24 protein-coding genes, 1 tRNA gene and 1 pseudogene are annotated in these 25,304 nt (G+C 62.6%); 8 read left to right on the top strand and 18 right to left on the bottom strand.

Annotated elements, in window-relative coordinates:
• Positions 1 to 39: 39 nt before the first annotated feature.
• The gene (locus FO013_RS05345; protein ID WP_143921552.1) at positions 40 to 1,413 is read right to left on the bottom strand and encodes a pyridoxal phosphate-dependent decarboxylase family protein; all 1,374 of its coding nucleotides are present in this window, start codon (positions 1,411 to 1,413) and stop codon (positions 40 to 42) included.
• Positions 1,414 to 1,603: 190 nt separating this feature from the next.
• On the opposite strand from FO013_RS05345, the gene FO013_RS05340 reads away from it, so the two are divergent.
• The 4 genes from FO013_RS05340 to FO013_RS05325 all read left to right on the top strand — a co-directional run bounded on the left by FO013_RS05340 (position 1,604) and on the right by FO013_RS05325 (position 5,556).
• Positions 1,604 to 2,509, top strand: a complete 906-nt coding sequence (locus FO013_RS05340) for a TetR family transcriptional regulator C-terminal domain-containing protein (RefSeq protein WP_143921551.1) — start codon at positions 1,604 to 1,606, stop codon at positions 2,507 to 2,509.
• Positions 2,506 to 3,417 carry a beta-keto acid cleavage family enzyme gene (locus tag FO013_RS05335; protein WP_143921550.1) on the top strand — a complete coding sequence of 304 codons (912 nt, stop codon included), beginning with the start codon at positions 2,506 to 2,508 and terminating at the stop codon, positions 3,415 to 3,417. The genes FO013_RS05340 and FO013_RS05335 overlap by 4 nt, the downstream gene beginning before the upstream one ends.
• Complete coding sequence (locus FO013_RS05330) at positions 3,414 to 4,928, top strand: 3-hydroxyacyl-CoA dehydrogenase NAD-binding domain-containing protein (RefSeq protein WP_143921549.1); 1,515 nt, start codon at positions 3,414 to 3,416, stop codon at positions 4,926 to 4,928. Before FO013_RS05335 ends, FO013_RS05330 begins: the two co-directional genes overlap by 4 nt.
• A 76-nt stretch (positions 4,929 to 5,004) precedes the next feature.
• Complete coding sequence (locus FO013_RS05325) at positions 5,005 to 5,556, top strand: YdeI/OmpD-associated family protein (protein ID WP_143921548.1); 552 nt, start codon at positions 5,005 to 5,007, stop codon at positions 5,554 to 5,556.
• Between the two features lie 28 nt (positions 5,557 to 5,584).
• Here FO013_RS05325 and FO013_RS05320 read toward each other — a convergent pair.
• Positions 5,585 to 5,752, bottom strand: a pseudogene (locus FO013_RS05320) (family 1 glycosylhydrolase); the annotation flags it as partial.
• A gap of 136 nt (positions 5,753 to 5,888) precedes the next feature.
• On the opposite strand from FO013_RS05320, the gene helR reads away from it, so the two are divergent.
• Complete coding sequence (gene helR / locus FO013_RS05315; protein WP_143921547.1) at positions 5,889 to 8,045, top strand: RNA polymerase recycling motor ATPase HelR; 2,157 nt, start codon at positions 5,889 to 5,891, stop codon at positions 8,043 to 8,045.
• On the opposite strand, the gene FO013_RS05310 is transcribed toward helR, so the two are convergent.
• Together FO013_RS05310 and FO013_RS05305 are read right to left on the bottom strand one after the other, a co-directional pair.
• Positions 8,037 to 8,384, bottom strand: a complete 348-nt coding sequence (locus FO013_RS05310) for a DoxX family protein (protein WP_143921546.1) — start codon at positions 8,382 to 8,384, stop codon at positions 8,037 to 8,039. The genes helR and FO013_RS05310 overlap by 9 nt on opposite strands.
• A 96-nt stretch (positions 8,385 to 8,480) precedes the next feature.
• Positions 8,481 to 8,553, bottom strand: a tRNA-Ala gene (locus FO013_RS05305).
• 127 nt (positions 8,554 to 8,680) lie between these two features.
• Between FO013_RS05305 and FO013_RS05300 the strand changes: the two genes are divergently transcribed.
• Both FO013_RS05300 and FO013_RS05295 read left to right on the top strand, forming a co-directional pair.
• Entirely contained in the window at positions 8,681 to 9,889 is a 1,209-nt protein-coding gene (locus tag FO013_RS05300; protein WP_143921545.1) for an NAD(P)/FAD-dependent oxidoreductase, read from the top strand.
• Between the two features lie 18 nt (positions 9,890 to 9,907).
• Positions 9,908 to 10,630, top strand: a complete 723-nt coding sequence (locus tag FO013_RS05295; protein ID WP_143921544.1) for an alpha-ketoglutarate-dependent dioxygenase AlkB — start codon at positions 9,908 to 9,910, stop codon at positions 10,628 to 10,630.
• A 40-nt stretch (positions 10,631 to 10,670) separates the two neighbouring features.
• Here FO013_RS05295 and FO013_RS05290 read toward each other — a convergent pair whose 3' ends face one another.
• The 6 genes from FO013_RS05290 to FO013_RS05265 are packed head-to-tail and all read right to left on the bottom strand — an operon-like array spanning position 10,671 to position 16,662.
• Entirely contained in the window at positions 10,671 to 11,075 is a 405-nt protein-coding gene (locus tag FO013_RS05290; RefSeq protein WP_143921543.1) for a cation:proton antiporter, read from the bottom strand.
• On the bottom strand, positions 11,075 to 11,335 hold the full coding sequence (locus FO013_RS05285; protein WP_143921542.1) for a monovalent cation/H+ antiporter complex subunit F: 261 nt from the start codon (positions 11,333 to 11,335) through the stop codon (positions 11,075 to 11,077). Before FO013_RS05285 ends, FO013_RS05290 begins: the two co-directional genes overlap by 1 nt.
• On the bottom strand, positions 11,332 to 11,730 hold the full coding sequence (locus FO013_RS05280) for a Na+/H+ antiporter subunit E (protein ID WP_313900568.1): 399 nt from the start codon (positions 11,728 to 11,730) through the stop codon (positions 11,332 to 11,334). Before FO013_RS05280 ends, FO013_RS05285 begins: the two co-directional genes overlap by 4 nt.
• Positions 11,727 to 13,244, bottom strand: coding sequence for a monovalent cation/H+ antiporter subunit D family protein (locus FO013_RS05275; protein ID WP_143921541.1), 1,518 nt, complete (start codon positions 13,242 to 13,244; stop codon positions 11,727 to 11,729). The genes FO013_RS05280 and FO013_RS05275 overlap by 4 nt, the downstream gene beginning before the upstream one ends.
• Positions 13,241 to 13,573, bottom strand: a complete 333-nt coding sequence (locus FO013_RS05270; RefSeq protein ID WP_143921540.1) for a sodium:proton antiporter — start codon at positions 13,571 to 13,573, stop codon at positions 13,241 to 13,243. Before FO013_RS05270 ends, FO013_RS05275 begins: the two co-directional genes overlap by 4 nt.
• Positions 13,564 to 16,662: a DUF4040 family protein gene (locus FO013_RS05265; RefSeq protein WP_143921539.1), complete on the bottom strand. Its 3,099-nt coding sequence runs from the start codon at positions 16,660 to 16,662 to the stop codon at positions 13,564 to 13,566. The genes FO013_RS05270 and FO013_RS05265 overlap by 10 nt, the downstream gene beginning before the upstream one ends.
• A gap of 124 nt (positions 16,663 to 16,786) precedes the next feature.
• On the opposite strand from FO013_RS05265, the gene FO013_RS05260 reads away from it, so the two are divergent.
• Positions 16,787 to 17,917, top strand: a complete 1,131-nt coding sequence (locus tag FO013_RS05260; protein ID WP_186293000.1) for a glycosyltransferase family 4 protein — start codon at positions 16,787 to 16,789, stop codon at positions 17,915 to 17,917.
• Positions 17,918 to 17,970: 53 nt separating this feature from the next.
• On the opposite strand, the gene FO013_RS05255 is transcribed toward FO013_RS05260, so the two are convergent.
• From FO013_RS05255 to obgE, 8 genes are all read right to left on the bottom strand, one after another.
• A complete protein-coding gene (locus FO013_RS05255; RefSeq protein ID WP_143921538.1) occupies positions 17,971 to 18,567 on the bottom strand; it encodes a histidine phosphatase family protein in 597 nt (198 codons plus the stop codon).
• Positions 18,564 to 18,926 (bottom strand): ribosome silencing factor, encoded by a 363-nt coding sequence (gene rsfS / locus FO013_RS05250; protein ID WP_143921537.1) that lies wholly within the window; start codon positions 18,924 to 18,926, stop codon positions 18,564 to 18,566. The genes FO013_RS05255 and rsfS overlap by 4 nt, the downstream gene beginning before the upstream one ends.
• 44 nt (positions 18,927 to 18,970) lie before the next feature.
• Positions 18,971 to 20,347: a hypothetical protein gene (locus tag FO013_RS05245; RefSeq protein WP_143921536.1), complete on the bottom strand. Its 1,377-nt coding sequence runs from the start codon at positions 20,345 to 20,347 to the stop codon at positions 18,971 to 18,973.
• Entirely contained in the window at positions 20,340 to 20,945 is a 606-nt protein-coding gene (nadD, locus tag FO013_RS05240; protein ID WP_143921535.1) for a nicotinate-nucleotide adenylyltransferase, read from the bottom strand. The genes FO013_RS05245 and nadD overlap by 8 nt, the downstream gene beginning before the upstream one ends.
• Before the next feature lies 1 nt (position 20,946).
• The gene (locus FO013_RS22315; protein ID WP_167389343.1) at positions 20,947 to 21,111 is read right to left on the bottom strand and encodes a hypothetical protein; all 165 of its coding nucleotides are present in this window, start codon (positions 21,109 to 21,111) and stop codon (positions 20,947 to 20,949) included.
• A 151-nt stretch (positions 21,112 to 21,262) separates the two neighbouring features.
• Positions 21,263 to 22,552: a glutamate-5-semialdehyde dehydrogenase gene (locus tag FO013_RS05235; RefSeq protein ID WP_143921534.1), complete on the bottom strand. Its 1,290-nt coding sequence runs from the start codon at positions 22,550 to 22,552 to the stop codon at positions 21,263 to 21,265.
• Positions 22,553 to 22,555: 3 nt separating this feature from the next.
• Entirely contained in the window at positions 22,556 to 23,722 is a 1,167-nt protein-coding gene (gene proB / locus FO013_RS05230; protein ID WP_143921533.1) for a glutamate 5-kinase, read from the bottom strand.
• Positions 23,719 to 25,281 carry a GTPase ObgE gene (gene obgE, locus FO013_RS05225; RefSeq protein ID WP_143921532.1) on the bottom strand — a complete coding sequence of 521 codons (1,563 nt, stop codon included), beginning with the start codon at positions 25,279 to 25,281 and terminating at the stop codon, positions 23,719 to 23,721. Before obgE ends, proB begins: the two co-directional genes overlap by 4 nt.
• Between the last annotated feature and the right edge of the window lie 23 nt (positions 25,282 to 25,304).

Raw genomic sequence — 25,304 nt, 5'->3', positions numbered from 1 at the left:
GACTTCGCACCTAAGGTCGAGGAGCCTCAGAACGTCGAATCACTCCATCGTGTCAAGAATGTCGACGAGATCTTCGAAGGCCGTGAGCGGATTGACGATCGCGAACCTGGCATTGGGCCGCCCCTGGTGCGAGCTGGGTACGACGAAGGCCCGCTGGTCTTCCAGCAGTCGGTCCGACCACTGCTGATAGTCCTCACGGGACCAGTCGGCACGTTCGAAGACGACGACCGAGAGTTCGGGCTCGCGGACGAGTTTGAGATTCGGACGCTTCTTGATCTCTGTGCCGATCTGCATCGCCAGTTCGATCGAATGGCCGATGGCTTCGCGATAGGTCTCGGCACCGTAGCTGGCCAGGGAATACCATAACGGCAGGCCCCGAGGCCTCCGGGTCAGTTGGATGGCGTAGTCCGAAGGACTCCACTCCTCAGCGTCGGTGAGGGTATCGAGATATTCGGCGCGCTGGGTGTGCGCTCGCCGCCCCAAGGTCGGGTCGCGGTAGATGAGCGCGCAGGCGTCGAACGGGGCGAAGAGCCACTTGTGCGGATCGACGATGACCGAGTCGGCGGATTCGACGCCGGCGAACTTGTGCCGGGCCAGGGGTGAGAGCATCGCAGCCAGCCCATAGGCCCCGTCGACGTGGAGCCAGAAGTTGAAGTCATCCTTGAGCGCCGCAATTCCGGCGATATCGTCGATGGTGCCGAAGTTCGTCGTCCCCGAGGTCGCGACCACAGCGATGACGGCATCGCCGTGTTCTTCAAGCGCAGCCCGGACGCCGTCGGGACGCAGAATGCCGTCGTCCCCGGTAGGAACTGGCTCTACATCGACGTCCATCACGGCTGCTGCCGAGGCGACCGAGGAATGTGCTTCGGCGCTGCACACGATGACCCAGCGCCCCGGCTTCTCTTCGCCGAGCGCGGCCTTGCGCGCATCACGTGCCGCCACCAGTGCTGACAGGTTGCCGATCGTGCCTCCCTGAACGAAGACGCCGCCGGAGCTCGTCGGCAGCCCGAACTCACCGGCCAGCCAGGACAGGACCTCGTTCTCGGCATGGACGACGCCTGCCCCCTCGAGCCACGAGCCTCCGTAGAGCGCGCTGGCGGAGACCACAAGGTCGAACGCCACGGCCGCCTTCGTCGGCGCGCTCGGAATGAAGGACAGGTATTTCGGGTGGTCAGTTGTGATGCAGGCGGGAGCGAAGATGTGCTCGAAGATCGCCAGCGCGCGAGATGACCCGACACCATCCTCGGTGATGGTCGGTCCGGCCAGTCGCTTGAGTTCGGTCTCGGTCGTCGGGTGATCAAGTGGAGTGTCGACGGCCAAGGTGCGCCGACGCGAGTAGTCCAGGACGAGGTTGACGAGGTTTCGGGTCTCGTCGGATACGACGTGCATGCGTGAATGGAGATTGTCGTTCATGGGCCCCTCCGATGTGGGAACAGTGTCATCAGGCGATCGATTCATCCCTTCGAGAATATCCGCTCCCCTCTGATCACGGCGGTCTCCAGTGCACGAACATGGCAACCGCTGCGGACAATGTCACTCGCAAGTATTGATTTATCACCAGCATTACTTGCGATCTGCGCAAAGAGCAGATAGATTGGCGGCCATGACGGATCGCAGCGCAGCCGGTGTCGACGGAGCTGGTGTCCACGGCGCCGGCGTCACAGCCCAACGGGCCAAAGAGGCACTGCGCACCAGCGATCTGTCTCAACGACATGTGGCCGCGAGCATAGGAATCGATGAGACGAAGCTGTCGAAGTCTCTTTCTGGCCGACGCAGATTCGGCACCGAAGAGCTCCTCGCTCTGGCCACCGCTACCGGGGTGACGGTCAGCTGGCTGCTCGGCGACGAATCGCAGGTGTCCGCGACTCCCCTGCGGTACCAACCAGGCATTGACCGGAGTCCTGGGCCACACCCGGGCTCCTCGCCGCGCAGGCTCATCGTCGAAACGGCATGGGATCTGTTCGCCCGCCATGGTTATGAGACGGTGCGAATCGCGGACATCGCGGACGCCGCTGGGATCTCGAATGCGAGCATTCACTATTACTTCGATGGGAAGTCTGATCTCTTCGACGCAACACTCGACTATTCGGTCAAGCTCGCCTTCGACCGTCAGATCGCCTGGCTCGACAAGATTCCCAACCCCCATCGCCGGCTCGAACGTCTGCTCGAACTTCAGTCGCCCATCGGCCGCACCTCACGCAGCGAGTGGTCGATCTGGCTCCAGACCTGGGCTCGGCTCGGTCTCGAAGATGCCCATACCTCTGACTATCCGGCTCACTACGAACGCTGGTCGCACACCGTGCGCTCCACCATCGAAGCCGGTCAGTCCGACGGGCTCTTCCGCTCTGGCGACAGCGAGGCCATGGCCGATGAGCTGACCTCGCTGCTCGACGGTCTCGGGGTCAAGGTCCTCACCGGAATCATGGACGTGGCAACCTTCCGCCGTCGACTCTCCAGTTACCTCAAACGCGCAATCGTCAACACCAACCCTGATGAGGAGTCATCATGAATCGCAAGGTCATACTCACCTGTGCCGTCACCGGCGCCGGCGATACAGCGAACAAGAGCGAGCACGTACCCGTCACACCGCAGGAGATCGCCGATGATGCGATCGCGGCTGCTCGTGCCGGTGCGTCCGTTGTCCACATCCACGTCCGCGACCTCGAGACCAAGCAGGGTTCCCGAGAGGTCACCCACTACCGCGAGGTCGTGCGCCTGATACGTGCCTCCGACGTCGATCCCGTCATCAACCTCACCGCAGGAATGGGTGGAGATCTCGTCGTCGATCCCCAGGATCCGACCACTCACATGCCGGGCACGGACCTCGTCAACGCCCTCGAACGCCTTCCCCACGTCGAAGAGCTGCTGCCCGAGATCTGCACCCTCGACTGCGGTTCCCTGAACTTCGGCGACGGATCGAATATCTATGTGTCCACTCCTGACATGCTGCGTGAGGGCTCGAAGAAGATCCAGACGCTGGGCGTTCGGCCCGAGCTCGAGATCTTCGACACCGGAAACCTGTGGTTCGCCAATGTGCTCGTCGAAGAGGGCCTCATCGATCCTCCGCCGCTCTACCAGCTGTGCATGGGAGTCCCCTACGGAGCACCGGTCGATGCCGGGCTCCTGACTGCGATGGTGAACATGCTGCCGACCGGTGCGCAGTTCACCTCTTTCGCCATCGGCCGCAATCAGCTGCCGTGGGTTGCCCAATCCGTTCTCGCCGGAGGCCATGCCCGGGTCGGGCTTGAAGACAATCTGTACCTGGCAAAGGGGGTCAAGGCCACCAACACTTCGCTGACCGAACGCGCTGTCGACATCATCGAGGGCCTCGGCGCAGAGGTCGCCACACCCGACGAGGCCCGCGACATCCTCGATCTGCGGGTGCAGGCGCCGGTTGTGACGGGACTCGACCTGTGAGCGCGGCTGTGACTGCCCAGTCCTACCCTGACGTCGCATCCATCACCACGGTCACCTGCATCGGAGCCGGCACCATAGGCGGCGGTTGGGCCGCCTACTTCCTGGCTCAGGGATACACGGTCAGAGTCTGGGACCCGGCACCGGATGCGGCTGAGAAGCTCACCCGCCTCATCGATGCGGCCTGGCCCGCGTTGGCCGAACTCGACATGGTCGCAGGCGCGGACCGACATGCTTGGACGGTGCACACGGACCTCGCCGAGGCTGTAGCGGGGACCGGCTTCGTTCAGGAGTCGGCTCCGGAGGACCTCGAGCTCAAACGCAGCCTCCTAGCCAGCATCGATGCCGTCTGTGACGAACACGTCGTCATCGGCTCATCCACCTCCGGCTACAGCATGACCGAGATGGCGGTCGACGCCAGACATCCCGAGCGCCTCGTCGTCGGGCATCCATTCAACCCGCCCTATCTCATCCCACTCGTCGAGGTCGTCGGCGGAGAGTCCACTGCCGTTGCGGCCGTCGACTGGGCGGCCGAGTTCTACACCCGTATCGGGAAATCCGTGATCAGAATGGACCACGAGGTTCCCGGGTTCATCGCCAATCGGCTCCAGGAGGCGCAATGGCGAGAGGCTCTGCACATGATCGACCATGGTGAAGCCACGGTGGAGCAGATCGACAGGTCGATCACCGATGGTCCCGGCCTGCGATGGCCGTTCCAAGGGCCGATGCTCACCTTCCATCTGGCCGGCGGTGAGGGCGGGATGGCACATATGCTCGACCACTTCGGTCCCTCGCTGAAATCGCCCTGGACCCGTTTGGATGCTCCAGAGCTCACACAGAAGCTCCGTGATGATGTCGTGGCCGGCTGTGAAGTGGCCAGTGGTGACAAGACGATTCCTGATCTCATCGCCACACGCGACGCAGGCATCATCGCCTTGCGCAGGCTCACGGCCGAGCTCGAAGCCGCGGACGGAACACAGCGGCGGATAACCTCGGCGGATGCTTCCGAAGCAGAAAGAATGTCTGCGGAGACCGAACTGAGCGGTCAACCAGAACCACGGAGCCAATCGCAGCCGATCGAACTCGGCACCTATCGAACCCAGGTGATTTCAGACTGGATTGACTACAACGGCCACATGTCGGAAGCCTTCTATGTTCTGATCTTCGGTTTCGCCACGGATCAGGTGATGGACCAGGTCGGACTCGGCCAGGAACATCGTGAGGCACACTCCACCTCGCTCTACACCGTAGAATCCCACATCCGCTACCTCGACGAGGTCGGGCTCGGCGCGCAGGTGGAGGTCATACCCACCCTTGTATCCGCAGGGTCGAAGAAGATGCACCTGGCCTACGAGATGAGAGCCGCTGGGCAGCTCGTCGCGACCGAGGAGATCATTGCTGTGCACGTGGACCAGAGTTCGGGCGCGGCCGCCCCGTTTCCCAACGGCGTGTTGGAACGCCTCAGGATGATCGCGCATGCATCTCCTGACTGGGTGGGACGGAAACTGGGATGAGACCGAGACAGGCTGAGTCATCAGGCTGTCAGGATTCGAGAAGTCACGCGTGTGCCCGGAGACTATCCTGGTGATCATGAGCACGAAGAGGAACACTCCCACAGCCATCACATTCTCCACGCAGCTGGAAATCATCAACAGCAGGCCGATCCTGCGCCTGCCCGCCGATGCCAGTGCGGACCTGCCCTCCCGTGGTCAGGTCGCCGCGCATGGGCAGGTGGGCGGGGTCGACGTCACTACGGTGGTCGAACCCGACGGAATGCGCGGACATTGGATCAACGTCACCGATGAGCTGTCTGCAAAGTTGGGTGCAGACCATGCCGACACCGTGGACGTGTCATTGACTCCGACGAAGGAATGGCCGGAGACCTCGATCCCCGCTGACTTCGCCGCAGCGCTTGTGGACGCAGCCGATCTGACCGAAGTATGGGCTGGGCTGACGCCGATGGCGCGGTGGGAGTGGGTGCGATGGATCCAAGCGACGAAGAACGCCGACACCCGCGCACGCCGTGTGGAAGTCGCGATCTCGAAGCTGGAGTCGGGGAAACGACGCCCCTGCTGCTTCGATCTGTCCTCCTGCACCGATCCTGAGCTGGCGAAGAGCGGGAAGCTCCTCGGCATCTCCTGACACCCTCTTTTGTCTGACCTGTCAGCAACACTGCATCCTCGGCACTGCGGCGATAACTGCCGGGACCGGGATCAGCGGTGCTGGAATCGATGAAGTTGCCGGGATAATCGACGAAATCGTCCCAGACGGATCGTCCGCGACCGCCTGTGGTCCTCGCACCTTCGACCTGGAAAGCGACCGTGGCTGCAGAGAGCAGCAGTCAGCGCAATGCCGGTGGGGTGAATTCCGGTAGTCCCTGCCGTTATCAGAATATGCCATGGATGGGGGCTTGCCGCAAGGCCCTGGTCAGGGGGAACAATGGGGTCTTCACTCTTTCAGACAAAGGATTCCGGATGCCCTCGACCGTCTTCAATCTGCCCTCCCGACTCTCTGCCAAGGACACGCCTGAACTCATCTCAGCCGATGACGCCCATTTTGCTCGGATCTCCGGTCGCATCGACAGCGAGCTTGCCGCCGTCGAGTCCCGACTCGCTGACCTCCGTCGTGCCCCTGGGGGTTCCGGCGAAGCCGCACTGGACCGCGATTCCGCCATTCATCGCCTGTCCTCCGAACTGAGTCTGCTGCACCGCTTCGCCCTTGACATATGCCTGGGGCGCATGGTGTTCGCTGATACCGGTGAGATCGTCTACATCGGTCGGACGGGGCTGCGAGATGAAGACGGCCACAACCTGCTCATCGATTGGCGGGCGCCCCTGGCCGAACCGTTCTTCGCGGCCACCCTCGCCTCTCCGATGGGACTGTCAACACGGCGCCGCTACCGGTGGTCGAACGGACGGATCACTGACTATTGGGACGAAAGATTCACGTCGGCGAGCGTCGAGGAGAGCGCGGCCCTCGACGATCAGGCTGCGTTCATCGCCTCTCTGGGGGCCAGCCGATCGACCAAGATGCACGATGTCCTTTCCACCATCCAGGCCGACCAGGACTCGATCATCCGCGCCCCGGCCGACTCACCGCTGGTCGTCGACGGTGGGCCGGGAACCGGGAAGACGGTGGTCGCCCTGCACCGTGCCGCCTACCTCCTCTATTCCGATCCCAGCATCGCCAGCAGTGGCGGCCTGCTCTTCGTCGGCCCCAATCCCGCGTATCTGTCCTATGTCGACGACGTGCTGCCGCGCCTCGGCGAGGACGGTGTGCGCCTCTGCACTTTGGACGACCTGGTCCCAGAGACTACTGCGGCCAATGACGACGAACGCGGCGCTCGCCTCAAAGGGAAGCTGAATCCCGGTGCAGTCATCGACCGTGCCGTGAGCATCTATGAGCAGGCTCCCACCACCGCCCTGACGATCGACACGGTGTGGGGTGATCTCACGGTCACTCCAGGCGACTGGGCAACGGCTTTCTCAGCGCACGATACGGACGTCGATCACAACACTGCGCGTGATCTGGTCTGGAACGAACTGCTGGACATTCTCACCGAGATCGTCGTCGAAGCCGATGAAGAGGCCGAACCAGACCAGGTCCGCGCCTTCATCGGACAGGACCCCGATCTTCGCGAGGTCCTGACAACCACTTGGCCGCTTCTCGACCCCTTGGACATCGCGGGTGATATCTGGACCGTCCCGGCCTACCTGAGTCTCGTCGCACCCGAGCTCAGCGACGAAGATGTGTCGTGGTTGCAGCGATCCGGAGCCAGAGATTGGACGAAGGCGGACATTCCATTCATCGACGCAGCCAGGCGTCGTATCGGTGATCCTGCTGATCTGAGCCAGAGACGTCGTGCCGAGGCGGAGGCGGCAGCCGAGCAGGACCGCATGGCCGATGTCGTTGCCGATCTCGTAGCCGCTGACGATAGTGAACTGATGCAGATGCAGATGCTCAAGGGCGAGGACCTACGCGGCGCGCTGGACAATCCCTCGGCTCGGGAGGACCTCGCGCCAGACCGTCTCGCGGGGCCCTACGGTCACATCATCGTCGACGAAGCGCAGGATCTCACCGATGCCCAGTGGCACATGCTCCTTGACCGGTGTCCGTCCAAGGGCTTCACCATCGTCGGTGACCCGGCACAGGCACGTCATGGCTTTCTCCAGACTTGGGACGAGCGGTTGAGGCACCTCGGCCTCAACGTCGAGGAAGTTCACCTCAGCATCAACTACCGCACCCCCGCTGAGGTGATGAGCGAAGCGGAACCCGTGATCCGAGAGGTCATCCCGCACGCCAATGTACCGCGTTCGGTTCGCCAGTCAGGTGTCCCAGTCCGTCGCATCCGCACAGACGGGGTACATTCCTTGATCAGTGCGTGGTTGGTCTCCCACAGCGAGGGAATCGTCTGTGTCATCACTATGGAACCGGACTCGTGGAGTGGGATCAGAGCTGAACGGGTCACCGTGATGGGGCCAGCTGAGGTCAAGGGACTGGAATTCGATTTCGTCATCCTCGTGGACCCGCAGGGCTTCGGCGCCGGTGTGCAGGGTGGGGTGGACCGGTATGTGTCAATGACCAGGGCGACGGCAGAGTTGGTCACCGCTGCCCACCAGCCCTCAGTCTGAGGATTCGGCCCGATCACCGGCGATGTTCCAGGCCATCCACACGAGGGGAACCTGCAGCGGCAGACGAGCCAGGGCGATCGTACGTCCCCGAGGATTGTGCCAGTGCTTCTTCACGGTGTAGATGTTGGCCGGAAAGACACCGACCATGAGCGCGGCAGAGGCCGATCCGCCCAGTCTGCGTGTGGCAGGCACAGCGAGCATCGTGGCGCAGACAAGTTCGGCCACACCACTGGCATAGGTCCAGACACGGGGATCGCCCAGTCGGGGCGGAACGATCGAGTCGAAGGTCTGGGGTCTGAGGAAGTGCGCGAGACCTGCGAGGCCCAGAATGCTGGTCATGGTCAATGTCTGCAGCTTCAACCCGCGACCACCTCTGCACCTCTGTGAGACCAAACTGTCTCTAGGAGACCAAGCCATCTCTGTGAAAAAAACCTGTGGAGCTTAGGGGAATCGAACCCCTGACCTTTTCATTGCGAACGAAACGCTCTACCAACTGAGCTAAAGCCCCTTCGGCTCTCACTCTACGCCGAAGCCCCCATGGTGCACAAAACGGTGAAGCTGAGCCTCTCACCCCAGTTGACTCTCTGTGACAGGCGGTACAGGGTGGAAGAAATTCCCTTTCGGAAGGACAGGCAATGGCTCAGGAATTCGGAACTGTCATCATAGGCGCAGGAATCGGCGGCGGAACAGCGGTCGAGGCACTCCGCGACGGCGGCTACACCGCGTCGATCGCTCTCATCGGCTCCGATCCGGCCGCACCCTACTACCGTCCGGATTTGTCCAAGAAGGTCATGCTCGAAGGATCAGACCCAGCCGAGTCGGCACTGCGCGGTGCGGACTGGTATCCCGCCCACGATGTGACGACGTTCTTCGGAACCACTGTCACTGAACTGGATGCGCAGAATCAGAGCATCACCCTCGACAATGGCGAGAGCCTCGTCTACGGTCAGGTCATCCTGGCCACAGGCTCCACTCCGCGCTCCTTGGACGTGCCCGGCGCCGATCTGGGCAACATCCACACCCTTCGCGACGCCGGTGACGCTGTGGCCATCCGTTCGCAGTTCGGTCAGGACAGTAAAGTTGTCATCATCGGCGGTGGCTGGGTCGGCCTCGAGGTCGCCGCGGCAGCGCAGAACGCCGGATGTGATGTCACCGTCGTCCTGCGTTCGACTCCCCCGTTGAAGTCGGCCCTCGGCACGGAGATCGGTGAGTACTTCGAAGAGCTCCACCGGTCCAACGGCATCGAGTTCGTCACCGAGGCTGACGCCACCGGCTTCTCGGGAACGAAGGCCGTGGAATCCGTCCAGACCAGTGCCGGTGACCTTCCTGCCGACCTGGTCGTCGTGGGAATCGGTGCAGACCCGACCATCGAACTGGCCGCTGCTGCGGGCCTGGAGACCGATGACGGCGTGATCGTCGATGAGCATATGCGCTCAAGCGATGCCAATATCCTCGCCATCGGCGACATTGCTGCAGCGCAGAACACACTGCTGAACCAGCGACTGCGCGTCGAACACTGGGACAACGCAGTGCGCCAGGCCGAAGTCGCCGCGTCCACCATCACCGGCGGGGACAAGGTCTACGACTGGGAACCGTACTTCTACACGGACCAATACGATCTCGGCATGGAATACGTGGGTCATGGCAGCAGTGACGACGATGTCGTCATTCGCGGCGACAGGTCGAGCGGCGAATACATCGTGTTCTGGACTCGCGGAGGTACCGTCACAGCGGCCATGAACGTCAACATCTGGGACGTCGGTGACGAGCTTCGGGCTCTCATCGGCAAGAGCGTCTCTGCCGCGCGCCTGCAGGACGAGTCGATCGAACTCGGCGCACTCTGAGTTCGGGTGCGTCCTGCCATGGAGTCGCTCTTCGCCGACGAGGCCTTCAACCGCCGCCCCCGCGTCATCGCACCGGGGGCAGTCTGGCTCCCAGGATTCCTCGACGAGGCGGCTCAAACCTGGATCATCAGACAGTACGCGAAGTGGCAGTCCGGGCCGGTGCCTGCTCATGCGACATCGATCGCCGGGCATCCGATGAGCGTGAGAACCATTGGCCTGGGATGGCATTGGCAGCCGGGCCGCTATGATCGCCACGCCCGCGATGTCAACGGTCAGCGGGTGCTCTCATTCCCGGACTGGATGACTCGTCTTGGTCGTCAGGTCGTCTCCACCGCCGCCGAGGTGGTTGCTGAGGATCCTGACTCCCCCGTTGACTCCAAGAGTCTCTGGGGTCTTGTGCCCGAAGAGTATTGTCCGGACGTGGCTCTGGTGAATTACTACGACGCTCGAGCGAAGATGGGAATGCACCAGGACAAGGACGAGTCCGATCCTGCTCCAGTCGTATCATTGTCGCTTGGTGATACGTGTGTCTTCCGGTTCGGCAACACCGTCACCCGTAACAAGCCCTATGAGGACATTCGTCTGGCCTCCGGCGATGCTTTCGTCTTCGGCGGGCCTGCCCGCTTCGCCTATCACGGGGTGACCTCCATCCGGGAGGCCACCGCGCCTGAATATGGTCGTCTGGACCACCTCGGCGGCGGCAGAATCAACATCACGTTGCGCACCACAGGCAGAGAATAGCCGGACGGGGTCCCGAACTCAACAGCTGGGACCCGACCGCTCAGGCCCCGGTCCTCGGCTGATCAGGAGAATCCGGGTCGTCGTCGACGACTCCCGCAGGTGGGCGCGCCAACCGATTCGGAGCGGTCTTTCGGTAGACGGGCTGTCCCGACAGCACACTGGCACGCGAGAGCGTGTTGCTGCCCACCGAGGACACGATGATCAGACACAGCACAGCAGCAGCGGCCATCAGCAGAGAGCCCCAGCTGAAGCCTTCCGAGTGAATGTCATAGACGTAGACCGCGACCACGATCAGAGGCATTCCCAAACCTGTAGCCGGGGAGAATACGTTGATCCGGGACAGCGCGTCGCGGACTCGGAACATCGCAAGCGCGGAGAACAGCATGAGCAGGGACCCGCTGATCCCGAAGACACCGACCAGGGTGGTTGCCACGGCATCATTCATCAGCGCAGCCCCCTGGTGAGGATCCGCGACAGTGCGATGGTAGCGAGAATGCCGACCATGGACGACAGGAAGATCGCGTCGAGGACGATCGACGAGGACACGAGGATGCCGAACATCGTGAGCATGCCGATGGCGGAGAAGTACATGAGATCGCTGACGATCGCGCGCGAGCCCAGGTCCTTGGCGGTGAGAACCCGGACGAGGCCCACAATGACGGCCGCGGCGAGGATGGTGATGCAGATGCTGACGACGATGGTCATGGGCGTTCTTCCTCCTGTTCAACCTCAGCGGAGCTGGCAGCCGGTCCGGACGGTGCCCGGCCCCTGGTCATTGCAAGCAGTCGTGACTCCATGTCATAGAGGCCTTCCATAGCTGCCTCCTCCGAATCCTCGAACAGGGCATGGACGAAGAGCACCGGCGGCTGTGTGGAGGTGCCCGCGGCGATGGCTGTGACCAATGTCCCCGGGGTGATCGTGATCGATGAGGCGAACAGGGTCACCTCGAGGTCGGTCACGCACCGCAGCGGGATCTCTACGATCATCGGCTGCGCGTACTGGCCGGGGCGCAATACTCGGGTGACGATTGTCACCGACCCGGTCACGATCGCCCAGCCGATATAACCCAGATAGGAGATGCCGTGAATGATGCGCATCATGGGGCCGTCACCGCCTCGATGTAGGCGCTGTGGTCAAGCAGCGCGGTCGCGGCGCGGGTGGTGATCTCCAGCAGCGGTTCGGGGTAGGCGAAGATCGCCACGGACATCGCGATCATGATCGTTCCCGGCACCAACAGGCGCGCAGGGATCCGGACGCTGTTCACGATGGGTTCGGCAGGAGCCCTGCCGGTCTCGGCTGAGTCCGGGCGGTAGGTCTGCATCGGCGGCCCCCAGAAGGTATTGCGCCACGTGCGTTGCAGCGCGAGCAGGCTGATGAGAGCTCCGAGGACGATCGCGGCAACCAGCCACCAACCCAGTGCACCCTCGCCGCCGGTCGCGGCCGTGATGAGTCCGACTTTGCCCCACAGGCCCGAGGTCGGCGGGAGCCCGATGAGGGAGAAGAGGCCGAGGATCATCAGGATCGTAGCCCATCTTTCTCGGCCGGCCAGCCCGGTCAGCTTCTTGAACGAACCGCTGCCGTAGGTCTGCTCGACCGCTCCCATGATGAGCAGCAGCCCCGACATCGTGATCATGTGATGGACCATGTAGAAGGCGCCGGCACCCAGCGCCGTCGAGGTCAGGAGCACCACACCGAGCAGAATATGTCCGACCCCACTCGTCATCTGGAAGGCGAGGACGTTGCGGACACGGTTCTGTCCGAACCCGGAGATGGAGCCGATGAGGATACTGGCGATGGCGATGGCGACGATGACGTTGACCCAGGCGGCGGGTTCGCCGTACACAGTGGTGTAGATCCGGTAGATCGCGTAGAGGGCGACCTTCGAGTGCAATCCCGAGAACAGCGACATCATTCCCGCCGAGGTGTTCGGGTAGCTGCGCACCAGCCAACCGTGGAACGGCGCACCGCCGGCCTTGATGATCAGCGCAAAGAGGACGACTCCGATGGCCAGTGCTCCCTGCCCAGTCGGCGCCCCCATCTGGGCGAGGATCGCGATGTTCACGGTGCCGGTGGCGCCGTAGACGAACCCGACACCGATGAGCAGGATGGTCGAGGTGAGCAGGTTGACCATGACGTACATGCGGCCCACACCGAGGCGGCGCCAGGTTCCGGTCACCGCCACCAGTGCGTAGGCCGGCAGCACCATGACTTCGATGAAGACGAAGAAGTTGAACAGGTCCCCGGTCAGTAGCGCACCGTAGACGCCGGTGAGCATCATCAGGATCAGAGCGGGAACGAACCGGTACTGGTCTTCACCGGTTGTGATGAGGAAGATGCAGCTGGCGATGGCGGTGACTGATGTCAGGACCAGCATCAGCGCGGTGAACGTATCCGAGACGAAGGGGATGGCCAGGCCGGGGACGTAGCCGCCGACGGAATGAGCGAGCACCGGCTGGCGATGGTGGACGAAGAGCAGCACGATGCCGGAGATGCCGACGAAGCTCGGAGCCGCCAGCAGCAGAACGCGGTCGAAGGTGCGGGAGGTGATGAGCACGCTCAGCGCGGAGAACAGGAGCGGGACTCCGATGAGCAGGAGCAGGAATGCTGGGTTCATGACTCTCGGGCCTCCCCTGTCTCCGGAGCCCGTTTCTGATCGTCATCGTGACCGAGCACAGCCAGAGCGAGCATGAAGATCGTCACCGTCAGGGTGATGACGATTGCCGTGAGGACGAAGGCCTGCGGCAGCGGATCCGCGGCCAGGCTCTGATCGCCCCGATCACTCAGAGGCTCGACTCGCCAGGCTCCGACTCCCGCAGACAGCAGGATGAAGTTCGCAGCATGGGAGATGAGAGTCAGCCCGAAGACACCTCTGACCATCGACCGCTGCATCATGAGGTACACCCCGCCTGCGGTCAGCACTCCGATTGTGATGGCTAGGACCATTTCGCATCCTCCTGCTCATCGGTCGGCGGCTGTTCGTTGGTCGGCGGCTGTTCCGCTGTCTCGCCGGTGGAACGTTCGGTGGGAGCATCACCGTGCAGGATATGAGTTGATGAGGCGCGCACCTTCGCATCCGGGTCGGCCACCTTCGATCGCCGGTCACGCGGTGGCCGCTCTCCCCTGATCGCGTCCAGCGGTCCGCTGAGCTCGCCGTAGAGGAGCTCATCGGCACGTTCCCGGGTGCGCTCGACATCGCGGCGGATGATGCCGTTGGTCAGCACATCGTCACCGGCCGGGGTGGCCGCGGAGTCGGAGACGCCGAGCAGATTGAAGGAGGCCAGGATGAGGCCGACCACTGCGATGTACACGCCGAGGTCGAACAGCATCGAGGTGGTGAAGTGCTGACCGAGAAGATACCCGTGTAGGGGTTCGAGGAAGGAGCCTGCGAAGATGAGCCCGATGAATCCTGTCACGACCGCTGTGGCCACACCGGAACCGATGAGGTACAGAGGTGCACGCGGCGGGCCGATGGCGCGATCCTTGGCCGTGGACATGTAGAGGAGGCCGATGATCGCAGATCCGACAAGCGCGGCGATGAAGCCGCCGCCGGGTTCATTGTGACCGCGCCAGAAGATCACGAGTGAAGTGATCGCCAGCAGTGGACCGAGGACTCTGATCGTCAGCTGCGGCGGGATTACGTTGGGCCAGGCCTCATGGACGGCGCGATAGGCGGTCGTGCCCCGAGGCCGGATGGAAATCCACGCCTGCCTCGGCGGTTCGGGAATGTTCTCCGCGGGTGGATCGATGAACTTGTCCTTGACCGTCGACATCACTGCGACGATAGCGATTCCGGCCATGCCGAGGACGGTGAGCTCACCGAGGGTGTCCAGAGCACGGAATTCGACGAGGATCGTGTTGACGATGTTGTTTCCACCGCTGATGTCGGGAGCGTTCTCGATGTAGTACAGACCGAGGTCTGACCGATCCCGACGCCCGTTGAGTGCCAGTGTCAGCATGGTGGCGGCAAGTCCGACGATGAGGGCGAAGATCACGCGGGTGGCCTGCAGGCGCTTCGGGTATCTCCAGAATGAACGTGGAAGTTTCTGCAGCACCAACATGATGACGATGATCGTCATCGCCTCGACCAGCAGCTGAGTCAGAGTGACGTCCGGAGCGCCGAGAGCCAGGATCTGGACAGTGGCGAGGATGCCGACTGCCGACAGAGCAACCACTGTGGTCAGACGGGAGTGGGAGCTGCAGACAACGAGCACGGCCACGGTGATGAGGACGAGGAGGACGATGTCGATGGGTCGCCACAGACCATCCTGCAGAGGCGGCAGGTCCGAATAGATGATCGGGACGGCCGAGAAGGCGAGAACGGCAAGACCACCCAGCGAGATGGCCAGGTAGGGGCCGGAGTTCATCGGAGTGACGAAGATGCTCAGGCCGCGACCGGCACGACGCAGAACCCACGTCAGACCGCTCATCACGTTGGCTCCGTCGAAGCCGAGGGTTGCTCGGTGGAAGAAGACGAAGACGCGGGAACGGTTGACGATGATGATCACGCCGATCGCGATGATCAGCAGCGAGGCTATCAATTCCTTATTCACTCCGTGCCAGAGGGCAAGGTGCACTGCTTCGGTTGCATCGGGAATGGCCGCTTGGACTGCCTGATCGAGCGGATTGTCGAAGACGAACAGGACGAAGCTCAGCGGAATCGAGGCGAGGATCGGCATCGCAGCGGCAACAAGCATGACGGGTGACCCGTGTCCCAGTCGCGCCTTCTCCACCGGTTTGCCGTCGATGAATGCCCCCCAGACAGTCTTCGCGCAGTAGGCGAAGGTGAGCACCGAGGCGGCGACGGCTACCAGCAGGGCCGCCCATCCGGTCCAGGCCGAACCGGGAGTGTCAGCGAATGCCGTGAAGAGGGATTCCTTCGAGACGAAGCCGAGAAGAGGTGGGATGCCTGCCATGGAGGCACAGCCGATGATCATGACGAAGAAGGCCCCCGGGGCCGCTCGCATCAGTTGTGGAATCCGAGTGAGTTCGCGAGTCCCGGCGAGATGGTCAACGACTCCGACCATCATGAAGAGGCCGGATTTGAACAGGGCGTGGGCGATCACATGCAGGCACGCAGCGGCGATCGCCGCTTCGGAGCCGACGCCGATCACAGCGGTGATGAGACCCAGCTGCGAGACCGTGGAATAGGCCATCAGCTTCTTGACATCGTATTGGTTGAGAGCGAACCAGCCCCCGATGCAGGCGGTGATGAGGCCGGCAACGATGAGCAGGGTGTTCCAAGCAGGGGTGGCGTGGAATGCAGGTGTGAAGCGCAGGAGCAAGAAGATGCCGGCCTTGACCACGGCGGCCGCGTGCAGATACGCGGAGACCGGTGTGGCTGCGGCCATCGCGTCAGGCAGCCAGGAATGGAAGGGAAACTGAGCCGACTTGGTCATCGCCGCGACCGCGATGAGAATCGCGACCAGCGTCGTCACCGGTGACTGACCCGACCAGACGGGCGAGTTCAGCGCTTCGTGGACGTTCGTGGTCCCGGTGACCGCGATGATGGTTCCGGTTGCCACCAGCAGGGAGAGTCCGCCGATGAAGGTGATGAACATTGTGCGCAGAGAGGGCCCCTGGCCGGGCGAGCCTGACCGGGCGATGAGGAAGAAGGAGGCAAGAGACGTCAGTTCCCAGCACACGAAGAGCACCAAGAGGTCGTTGCTGAGAACCAGCATCACCATTGAGAAGGTGAAGATGACCATCAGCCAGTAGAAGCTCGTGTTGCGCCCTTGGGACAGGTAGCCGGTCGAATAGACGAAGACGATCGCGCCGATGATCAGTGCGATGTAGGTGAAGATGACGCCGATGCCGTCGGCGCGCAGGGCCAGATCGACACCGAAGGAGGGAATCCACTGGTAGGTCACTTCCGGAGTGGCACCCGCCATCACCTCGGCGGCGGTAGGGGTGAACAGGCCGGCGATGCCGAGATAGGCGGCGGCCAGGAGCCATCCGCTGGCTCGACCGAGCCAGCGAGTGATGATGGGGGTGAGAATGATGAGTGCGGCAAGAGCGAGAACCGTTAGGATCATGACCGTAGCCTCAGTGCCACGGACGCAGGTGATGGTTCCTTCACTCACTGACCCTTCGTCACGATGAACGTAATCTCGGATGAACGCAGACTTACAGATGATCAGACTATCGACTCGGAGTTCCATGAGCAAAAGCACACACAGCACTCAGACGAACGAAACGATACACGTCTACTTCGATGCCCGCTTCACGCGAACGACGCACCACGATGGCATCTCCCGCTACGGATCCTGCCTGCTCGCAGCTCTGCTCACAGCCGTGCGGGGAACCGGCATCGAGGTCACTGCGATCATCAACGATGAAGCTCAGCTGGATCTCCTTCCCGACTGTGCATGGGTCAGGCTCAACTCCCCCACGTCTTGGCAGGAGATCTTCATTGCGAAGAAGCTCAACGACCTCGGCGCCGATGTGGTCTTCTCCACCATGCAGGTGATGGGATCGTCGGGACGCAGGTACGGCCTCATCCTGACCGTCCACGATCTCATCTACTATTCGCATCCGCTGCCCCCGGCCGATCTGCCAGCGGCACTCCGGCTGCTGTGGCGGGCTTACCACCTCAGCTACGCTCCGCAGCGTCTGCTGTTGGGGCGCGCCGATGCGATCGCCTCCGTGAGTCAGACGACGAAGGACCTGATCGCAGAGCACCATCTGTCGTCGAAGCCGGTGACCGTGGTGTCCAATGCCGCCGAGGCTGCTGTTTCCGGAATACGCTCCGTCAACAGGAATGATGCGCGTTCGCTGGTCTACATGGGCGCGTTCCTGCCCTATAAGAATGTCGAGACCCTGATTCGATCCCTGGAGCATCTTCCGGGATGGACGCTGCACATCGCCAGTCGAATCGACGGCAGGCGTGAAGCTGCGTTGCGTGCACTGATTCCCAACCGGGCGAAAGTGATCTTCCACCGGGGGGTCAGCGATGCGGAGTATGCGGAACTGCTCGAGGGCGCAACCGCTCTGGTCACGGCCTCTCAGGAGGAGGGATTCGGGCTACCTGTCATCGAGGCGATGGCCCAAGGTGTGCCGGTGGCGGTCTCAGACATTCCGATCTTCCACGAGATCGCAGGCGAGGCTGCTGTCTACTTCGACCCCGATGATGCCAGTGACGTGGCCACCACTATCGAACGTCTCACCGATCCCGCGCTGTGGTCCGAACTCTCGGCGGCCGGGCAGAGGCAGGCCAAGCTCTTCGATTGGGACGCATCAGCCCAGGCGCTGGTGGGCATGATTCGTACGGTTCACGCCTCACGGCAGTGAGTGCACGAGTCGTCAGTGCTCTCTGCACAGGTCAGACCTGTGCAGAGCACGCGTCAGGAGGGGACTGTGCCCCAGCTGCGAAGGATCCAGCTGGTACCGGTGAATCCGAATTCGCCGTGTCCGCAGTTTCCCAGAACTGCGAGCCGACCAGGACCGTCCATGCCGAGCAGCAGTTCTGCGGCTGCGCGCAGGACTGCTCCGTGCGCGACGATGGCAATGGTCTTGGCCTCCGAACCAGCGACGATGTCGGTGATCGCCGAGGCGACTCGACGACCTGACTCTGTGCGGGATTCTCCACCTGGCGGGTTCGTGTCAGCTCCACTGAGCCACTGTTCGAGCTCGTCTGGCCACGATGCACTGAGCTCGTCCCGGGTGTGGCCCTCCCACTGGCCGAAGGCGGTCTCACGCAGACGGTCGTCGCGGGTGACACCGACGTTCAGCAGCGAAGCAAGCGCGTCGGCGGTGTCAGCGGCCCGCGACAAGTCGGAGGAGACAATGAGCCCAGGATGAAGTTCGCTCAGGTAGCTCGCTGCCAGAGCGGCTTGAGTCCGCCCGAGCTCGTTGAGCGGAATATCACTTTGACCTTGGAACCGGCGTTCGACGTTGTAGTCGGTCTGGCCATGCCGCCAGAAGATGACGGTCCTGGTCATTGAGAGTCGTCGGCGGCAGCCGGCGCCGGCAGTTCCAGATCGATGACCGGACAGTCCTTCCATAGGCGTTCGAGCGCGTAGTATTCGCGCTGCTCCTGCGAGAAGACGTGGACGACGATGTCACCGAAGTCCAGGAGGACCCAGTCCCCGCTCCCCCGACCTTCACGGCGCAGAGGAGTGTGACCATAGGCCGTCTGCAGGGCCTCTTCAACGGCGTCGACGATCGATGCGATCTGACGATCGTTCTCCGCCGAGATGATGAGGAAGGCATCGGTGATGTAGAGAGTGGCACTCACATCGAGGGCCACCTGATCGGTGCCGAACTTCTCGTCTGCCGCACGTGCGGCAGTCCTCAGCATTTGGGTTGATTCAACGGTCTCGCTCACAAGAGCCTTTCAGATGATTACAGCAACATGACCAGTGCAATGACGATGAGTGCGACTGCGAAGAGCGCAGCAACACCCAGCACCACATAGGGTACTTTGGATGGTTCTTCCCCAACAAGGATCCGGCCGTCGTGACCGGTGACCTCGCTGGCGCGAATACGTGTCCCCGGAGGATTCTCAGTCTCTTCGTCCTCGTAATCAGGATTGGGAAGTGCCCAGGCCTCTGGAACGGTCTCCATCGGACGGGTCTCGGGGTTGGCCGCAAGTGCGCGAGCCGCGTCATCGGACGAGGTTCCAGTGCCTGCAGCAGACGAGTCGTTGGTTGATGTCGTCCCTGCGTTCTGGCCTCGGCCGGAGTCGCCGCGGGCCTTCGAAGGCTGATCGGTGCCGGTGTCTGGAGTCGCCGCCGGACTGTCGACCTCCGGGATCTGGGCCGAGGCGGCTGTGACGACCCGGACTCCGGAGCTGCTCGGCGGCTGCACGATCGGCATCCGCCGTGAGCGGCTCGTCCCGCCGCCCTCATCGGTGGCATCATCGTTGAGCGCATCGCCGGCGGCTGCTGACTGTCCAAGTCCTGATGACTGCGCCGGAGTTGGTGCCTGGGCCGGGGCTGGTGCCTGCGCCGGGGCTGGTGAGTCCTCCGTGTGCTGCTCAGGCTGGGCCGGCTCAGGCTTCGGCTGTACAGGCGGCGCTGGTTCAGCGGCGGGCCGCCTAGGAGCAGACGAAAGAGCATAATCTTTGACTGGCGATTCTGCAGGTCCCGACGGGGAGCTGGTCGCTGCTGCTCCCGGGTCCAGATCTTCGATCGGCTGGGAGAGTGCATCGCGCGGGGCATCGTCGAAGGCAGTCGGTCGCGGTGCGGAGGCCGCGGTGACCGGAGATTCGAAGTCTCGTGCGGCGACTTCGTCGGCCGAACCGCCGAATCCAGCGGTGTCGAAGGATTCGTTCTCGCCGGCGGCAGCCTCGTCTGATTCCTCGGGCGCTGTCGTTCCCGGTCCTGCGACGACAGGGGTCGCTCCGGTGGAGAGGTCGCCTTCACGAGACAGCCCGTTATCGCGAAGGTAGCTTTTACGGGCGGTGCGCGAATCGAAATGGGGCAAGGGGGCTTGTTGAGGATCGACGGGCTCCGCCGCTTCGACCGGAGGTCGCGACTCCTGCGCCTGGTCGGCAGATGAAGCGCCGCGCTCAGGTACGGCTTGAGACTGTGACTCGGTGTCCGCCGGCGAGTCGGGTGCCTGGCCCCGTGCTGGCGGCGGGCTCAGCAGGTCGGATCGATCGTTCGATGACGTCTCTTTTGGCTGCTCAGGTGTCTCTCGTGCTTCGAACGCCTGTTCCGCAGCCACCCGCTCGGCTTCTCGCCTGGCACGGCGTGACGTGAACTGCTCCTCAGCCATTTTCACTCCTGTACAACTCGTATTTCGCGATGTACTGAACGACCCCGTCCGGTACGAGATACCAGACGGGCGCCCCATCCATCACCCGTAGTCTGCAATCCGTGGACGATATCGACAGTGCAGGGATCTGCACCAAGCTCAACCTGTCCACCGGAAGGCCCTCACTGCGAAGTTCGTGCCCCGGGCGACTCACTCCGACGAAGTGAGCCAAGGAAAACAGCTCGTCTACATTCTTCCACGTCAGGATCTGAGCCAAAGCGTCCGCGCCGGTGATGAAGAACATCTCTGTGTCGGATCCGTAGTTCCTGGCCAGGTCCCGCAGGGTATCGATGGTATAAGTGGGACCTGGACGATCAACGTCGGCTCGAGAGACTGTGAAGCGCGGGTTCGACGCGGTTGCGATGACGGTCATCAGATACCGATGTTCGGCGCTGGTGACCTCTCCGGCATCCTTCTGATAGGGACGTCCGGTGGGTACGAAGACGACCTCGTCGAGATCAAAGGTCGACTGCACCTCACTGGCTGCGACCAGGTGACCGTGGTGAATGGGATCGAAGGTGCCACCCATGACACCGACCCTGCGTGTTTGCTTAGCCATATCAGTGGCGGTTGGAGATGCCCTTCCACGACCGGCTCACTGCTGCCATCGAGAGGAAGATCGCGAGGGTGATGAGTCCGAAGAAGATCGGATCCATGGGCAATTCGGTGTGGTGGGCTGCCTTCTCCGCGCCTTCGGCAACGGTGGTCAACAGGGCTGCGTTCACGTGCTCTCTCCTTCTCGATGATGATGACGCGGTCTGTCTGCGTCGCAGTGCTTATGCTTTCAGTTTCTCATGAACGGTGAGACAAGTGGGCATCGACGTAAGTATCGGTGGCGTCTGAGTGCACCGTCGGTGTGCTTTGGCCCGGTCTGCGTCAGCTGCGGATCTGACCATTGCCCATCATGACCCACTTCGTGGTCGTCAGCTGTTCGACTCCCATGGGTCCGCGGGCGTGGAGCTTCTGGGTCGAGATTCCCACCTCTGCACCGAAGCCGAGCTCTCCCCCATCGGTGAACCGTGTGGACACGTTGACTCCGACTGCTGCGGCGTCGATGGCAGTGACGAATGTCTCAGCATTGTCGATGTCCTTAGTCACGATCACCTCGGTATGGCCTGAGGAATAGGCGCGAATATGCTCGATCGCCTCGTCGATTCCCGACACGACCTTCACCGCCAGTTCGAGGTCAAGGTATTCCTTGGCCCAGTCGCGTCGAGAGACACGTTTGACCTTCATCGTCTCCGGTGCCAACGCCGCGACAGTGGTGTCGGCGTGCAGAACGACTCCGGCCTTGTCGAGGCGGTCGAGTATCTTGGGAAGGACGCGCTTGGCTGCCTTCTCATGGACCAACAGGGTCTCAAGCGAGTTGCAGACACTGGGACGATGTGTCTTCGAGTTGACCACGAGGTCAACCGAATTCTTGACGGTGGCCGATGAATCGATGAACATATGGACATTCCCGATTCCGGTTTCGATCACCGGAACCAGCGAATCCTGCACCACTGTGTTGATGAGTTCAGCGCCACCGCGTGGAATGAGGAGGTCGACGTAGTCACGCGCGTTCATGAGCACGTTGGCACCGTCACGTCCGAACTGGTCGATTCCGCTGATCGAATCTGCAGGCAGACCAGCCGATTCCACGGCTTTGCGCAGCACGGAGACGATCTCAGCATTGGAGTTCTGGGCCGCTGAGCCTCCGCGCAGGACGCTGGCATTGCCGGCCTTGAGCGCGAGGATCGCGATGTCGACAGTGACGTTGGGACGGGCTTCGTAGATCGCACCGATGACTCCCATGGGCACACGGTTCTGAGTCAGTCTGATGCCATTGGGCAGAACTCGTCCCACGACGACGTTGCCCACTGGATCGTCAAGATCGATGACCGTCCCCACTGATGCGGCCATGGCTTCGATGCGATCATGGTCAAGTCGCAGGCGGTCGAGGAGACCTGCGTTCATTCCGTTGTCGATGCCGGCCGCGATGTCGACTTCATTGGCTTTGACGATTCGCTCGGAATTCTCACGCAGGGCGTCGGCGATCGCGCGCAGCCCGGCGTCCTTTTCTGCCGTCGATGACGTCGCCAGGTGAGCGGCAGCGCTCTTTGCGTTCCTGACTACTCTGGTCACACCCCGGACGGTCTTGGGATGTATCTCGGATACAGCGGTCATGGATTATCTCCCCCCGCTCACGTGCGTGAGTACGAGATCATTGCGATGGATGACCTCTTTACGGTAATCATTTCCGAGTCGGGTGCCAAGTTCGTCCGTGGACATGCCGAACATCCCGGGCAGCTCCTGCGATGAGAAGTTGGTCATGCCGCGGGCGATGACTTCACCACCGAGGTTCCGAATCTCGATCGGATCGCCAGCTTCGAAGTCACCGGTCACACCGGTCACGCCGGCAGCCAGCAGCGAGGTTCCGCGGGAGAGCACAGCGGATTCGGCCCCATCGTCGATGGTCACCGAGCCGAAGGTGCGGGCCAGATGGCGCAGCCAAAGCAGACGTGTCCCCCGACGTTTATGCGTCACCGAGAACCACGTGCCCACGTGTTGACCACCGAGCACTGCTGAGATCTTCTCTGCCGAGGTCAGCACCGCGGGAATCCCCGAGTCGGCAACCATGAGCGCGGCTTCGACCTTCGTCGCCATGCCCCCTGTGCCGGTGCCGGCGGCCCCGGTCCCACCGATGGCGATGTCGCCGAGATCGGCGATGGAGGAAACCTGCTCGATGCACACAGAATCGGCCAGATTCGGCGGGCCCGAATAGAGAGCGTCGACGTCGGAGAGCAGAACCAGGGCGTCTGCGTGCGACAGGTGTGCGACAAGTGCAGCCAGTCGATCATTGTCACCGAAACGGATCTCTTCTGTCGCCACAGCATCGTTCTCGTTGACGATCGGCAGTGTCCCGAGGGCCAGAAGTTTGTCGATGGCACGTTGAGCGTTCTTGTACCGAGTGCGTCGGATCAGGTCATCGGCTGAGAGCAGCACCTGACCGGGCACCAGGTCGTAGCGACCCAGCGCCCGGGTGTAGGCGGCCATGAGCAGACCCTGGCCGACTCCGGCAGCGGCCTGCTGTGTGGCAAGGTCACGGGGCCGTTTATTGAGCCCCATGGGTTCGAGCCCGGCCGCAATCGCGCCGGAGGACACGAGGATGACTTCATGTCCGGCGGAGCGATGGGCACCGATGACATCGGTGAGCGCGATCAGCTTCGCCTCGTCCAACCCTCCGTCGAGGGTGGTCAGTGACGAAGAGCCGACCTTGATCACGATGCGGCGTGCAGCTGCGATGTCGGTGCGCGCCGAGATGCTGCCAGAATCGGTGGACTGGCTGTCGCTCATTCCTGACCGGACTCGGAATCGGAGGTGATGCCGGTCGAACTTTCGCGTCCGCGACCGGCACGCTCTGCGAGGCGCTCCTGTTCGAACTCGGCACGAACAGCGGCCTTCGCATCCATACGATCGTGGAATGCGGCCTTGCGTTCCTTACGAGTGGAACGGGCATCCTCATCCAGACGCAGGTCGGTACCGCGGCTGCCCAGCAGCTCGGCGCCGCCGACGCTTGTCGGATCCCAGTCGAAGACGACGCCGTCGTCTCCGCCGATCACGATGGTGTCACCTGGCTTCGCTCCGGCTTTGAACAGTGACTCTTCGACTCCGAGGCGATCGAGGCGATCGGCGAGATAACCGACAGCCTCGTCGTTGGCGAAGTCTGTCTGCCGCACCCACCGCTCGGGTTTGACGCCGCGGATGCGGAAGACAGGACCGTCCTCGTCGCTTTCGGCTTGAATCTGGAAGCCACGGTCGTCAACGGCCTTAGGGCGGATGACGACTCGCTTCGGCGTCGCCTCGAACTCTGCCCGACGCTCACGTTCGGCCGAGACGAGTTCAGCCATCGCGAAGGACAGCTCCCGCAGACCCGTGTGGCTGACGGCGGAAATCTCAAATACTCGATAACCGGCGGCCTCCAGATCGGGCCGGACGATATCGGCCAAGTCATTGCCGTCGGGGATGTCGACCTTGTTCAGCGCCACGAGCTTGGGACGTTCCGACAGAGGCAGCAGACCGTTTCCGTCATCGAGGTCGACAGCATAGGCAGCGAGTTCCGATTCGATGATGGTCAGGTCCGAGACGGGATCACGGCCCGGCTCCCATGTCGCCATGTCGACGACATGGACCAATCCGGCACAGCGTTCGACGTGTCGGAGGAACTCAAGACCGAGGCCCTTGCCTTCTGATGCTCCCGGGATGAGGCCTGGGACATCGGCGATGGTGTATCGCACGTCGCCGGCCTGGACCACGCCGAGGTTGGGCACGAGTGTGGTGAACGGATAGTCCGCGATCTTCGGCTTGGCTTCAGACATGGCCGCGATGAGGCTGGATTTGCCGGCTGAGGGGTAGCCGACGAGCGCGATGTCAGCGATCGTCTTGAGCTCGAGCACCAAGCTGAGTGCTTCGCCCGGCTCACCCAACAGGGCGAAGCCCGGGGCCTTGCGCTTGGACGAAGCCAGAGCCGCGTTGCCGAGGCCGCCGCGGCCACCTGCGGCAGCGACGTATTCTGTTCCGGCATCGACGAGGTCGGCGATGATCTCGCCGTTCTGGTTCTTCACGACCGTGCCGTCAGGGACGGCGATGATGAGGTCACCGCCATCCGCACCATGGCGCAGATCGCCCTTGCCGATGCCGCCGTCGTTTGCAGTCAGATGCGGACGGTGGTGCAGCGGGAGCAGCGTTGTGGTCTGAGCGTCGACGACGAACTTGACGTCACCGCCCTGACCACCGTTGGCACCGTCAGGGCCGCCAAGAGGTTTGAACTTCTCGCGCCTGATCGAGGCGCACCCGTTGCCGCCGTCTCCGGCGGAAAGATGGACTGTGACACGGTCTATGAACTCGGTGGCCATAATGTCCTTATATCAGATGAAGG

Origin of the sequence: Brevibacterium aurantiacum (genome assembly GCF_007558825.1) — a bacterium.
Lineage (GTDB): Bacteria > Actinomycetota > Actinomycetes > Actinomycetales > Brevibacteriaceae > Brevibacterium > Brevibacterium aurantiacum_A.
This window is presented reverse-complemented; position numbering and strand designations above follow the sequence as displayed.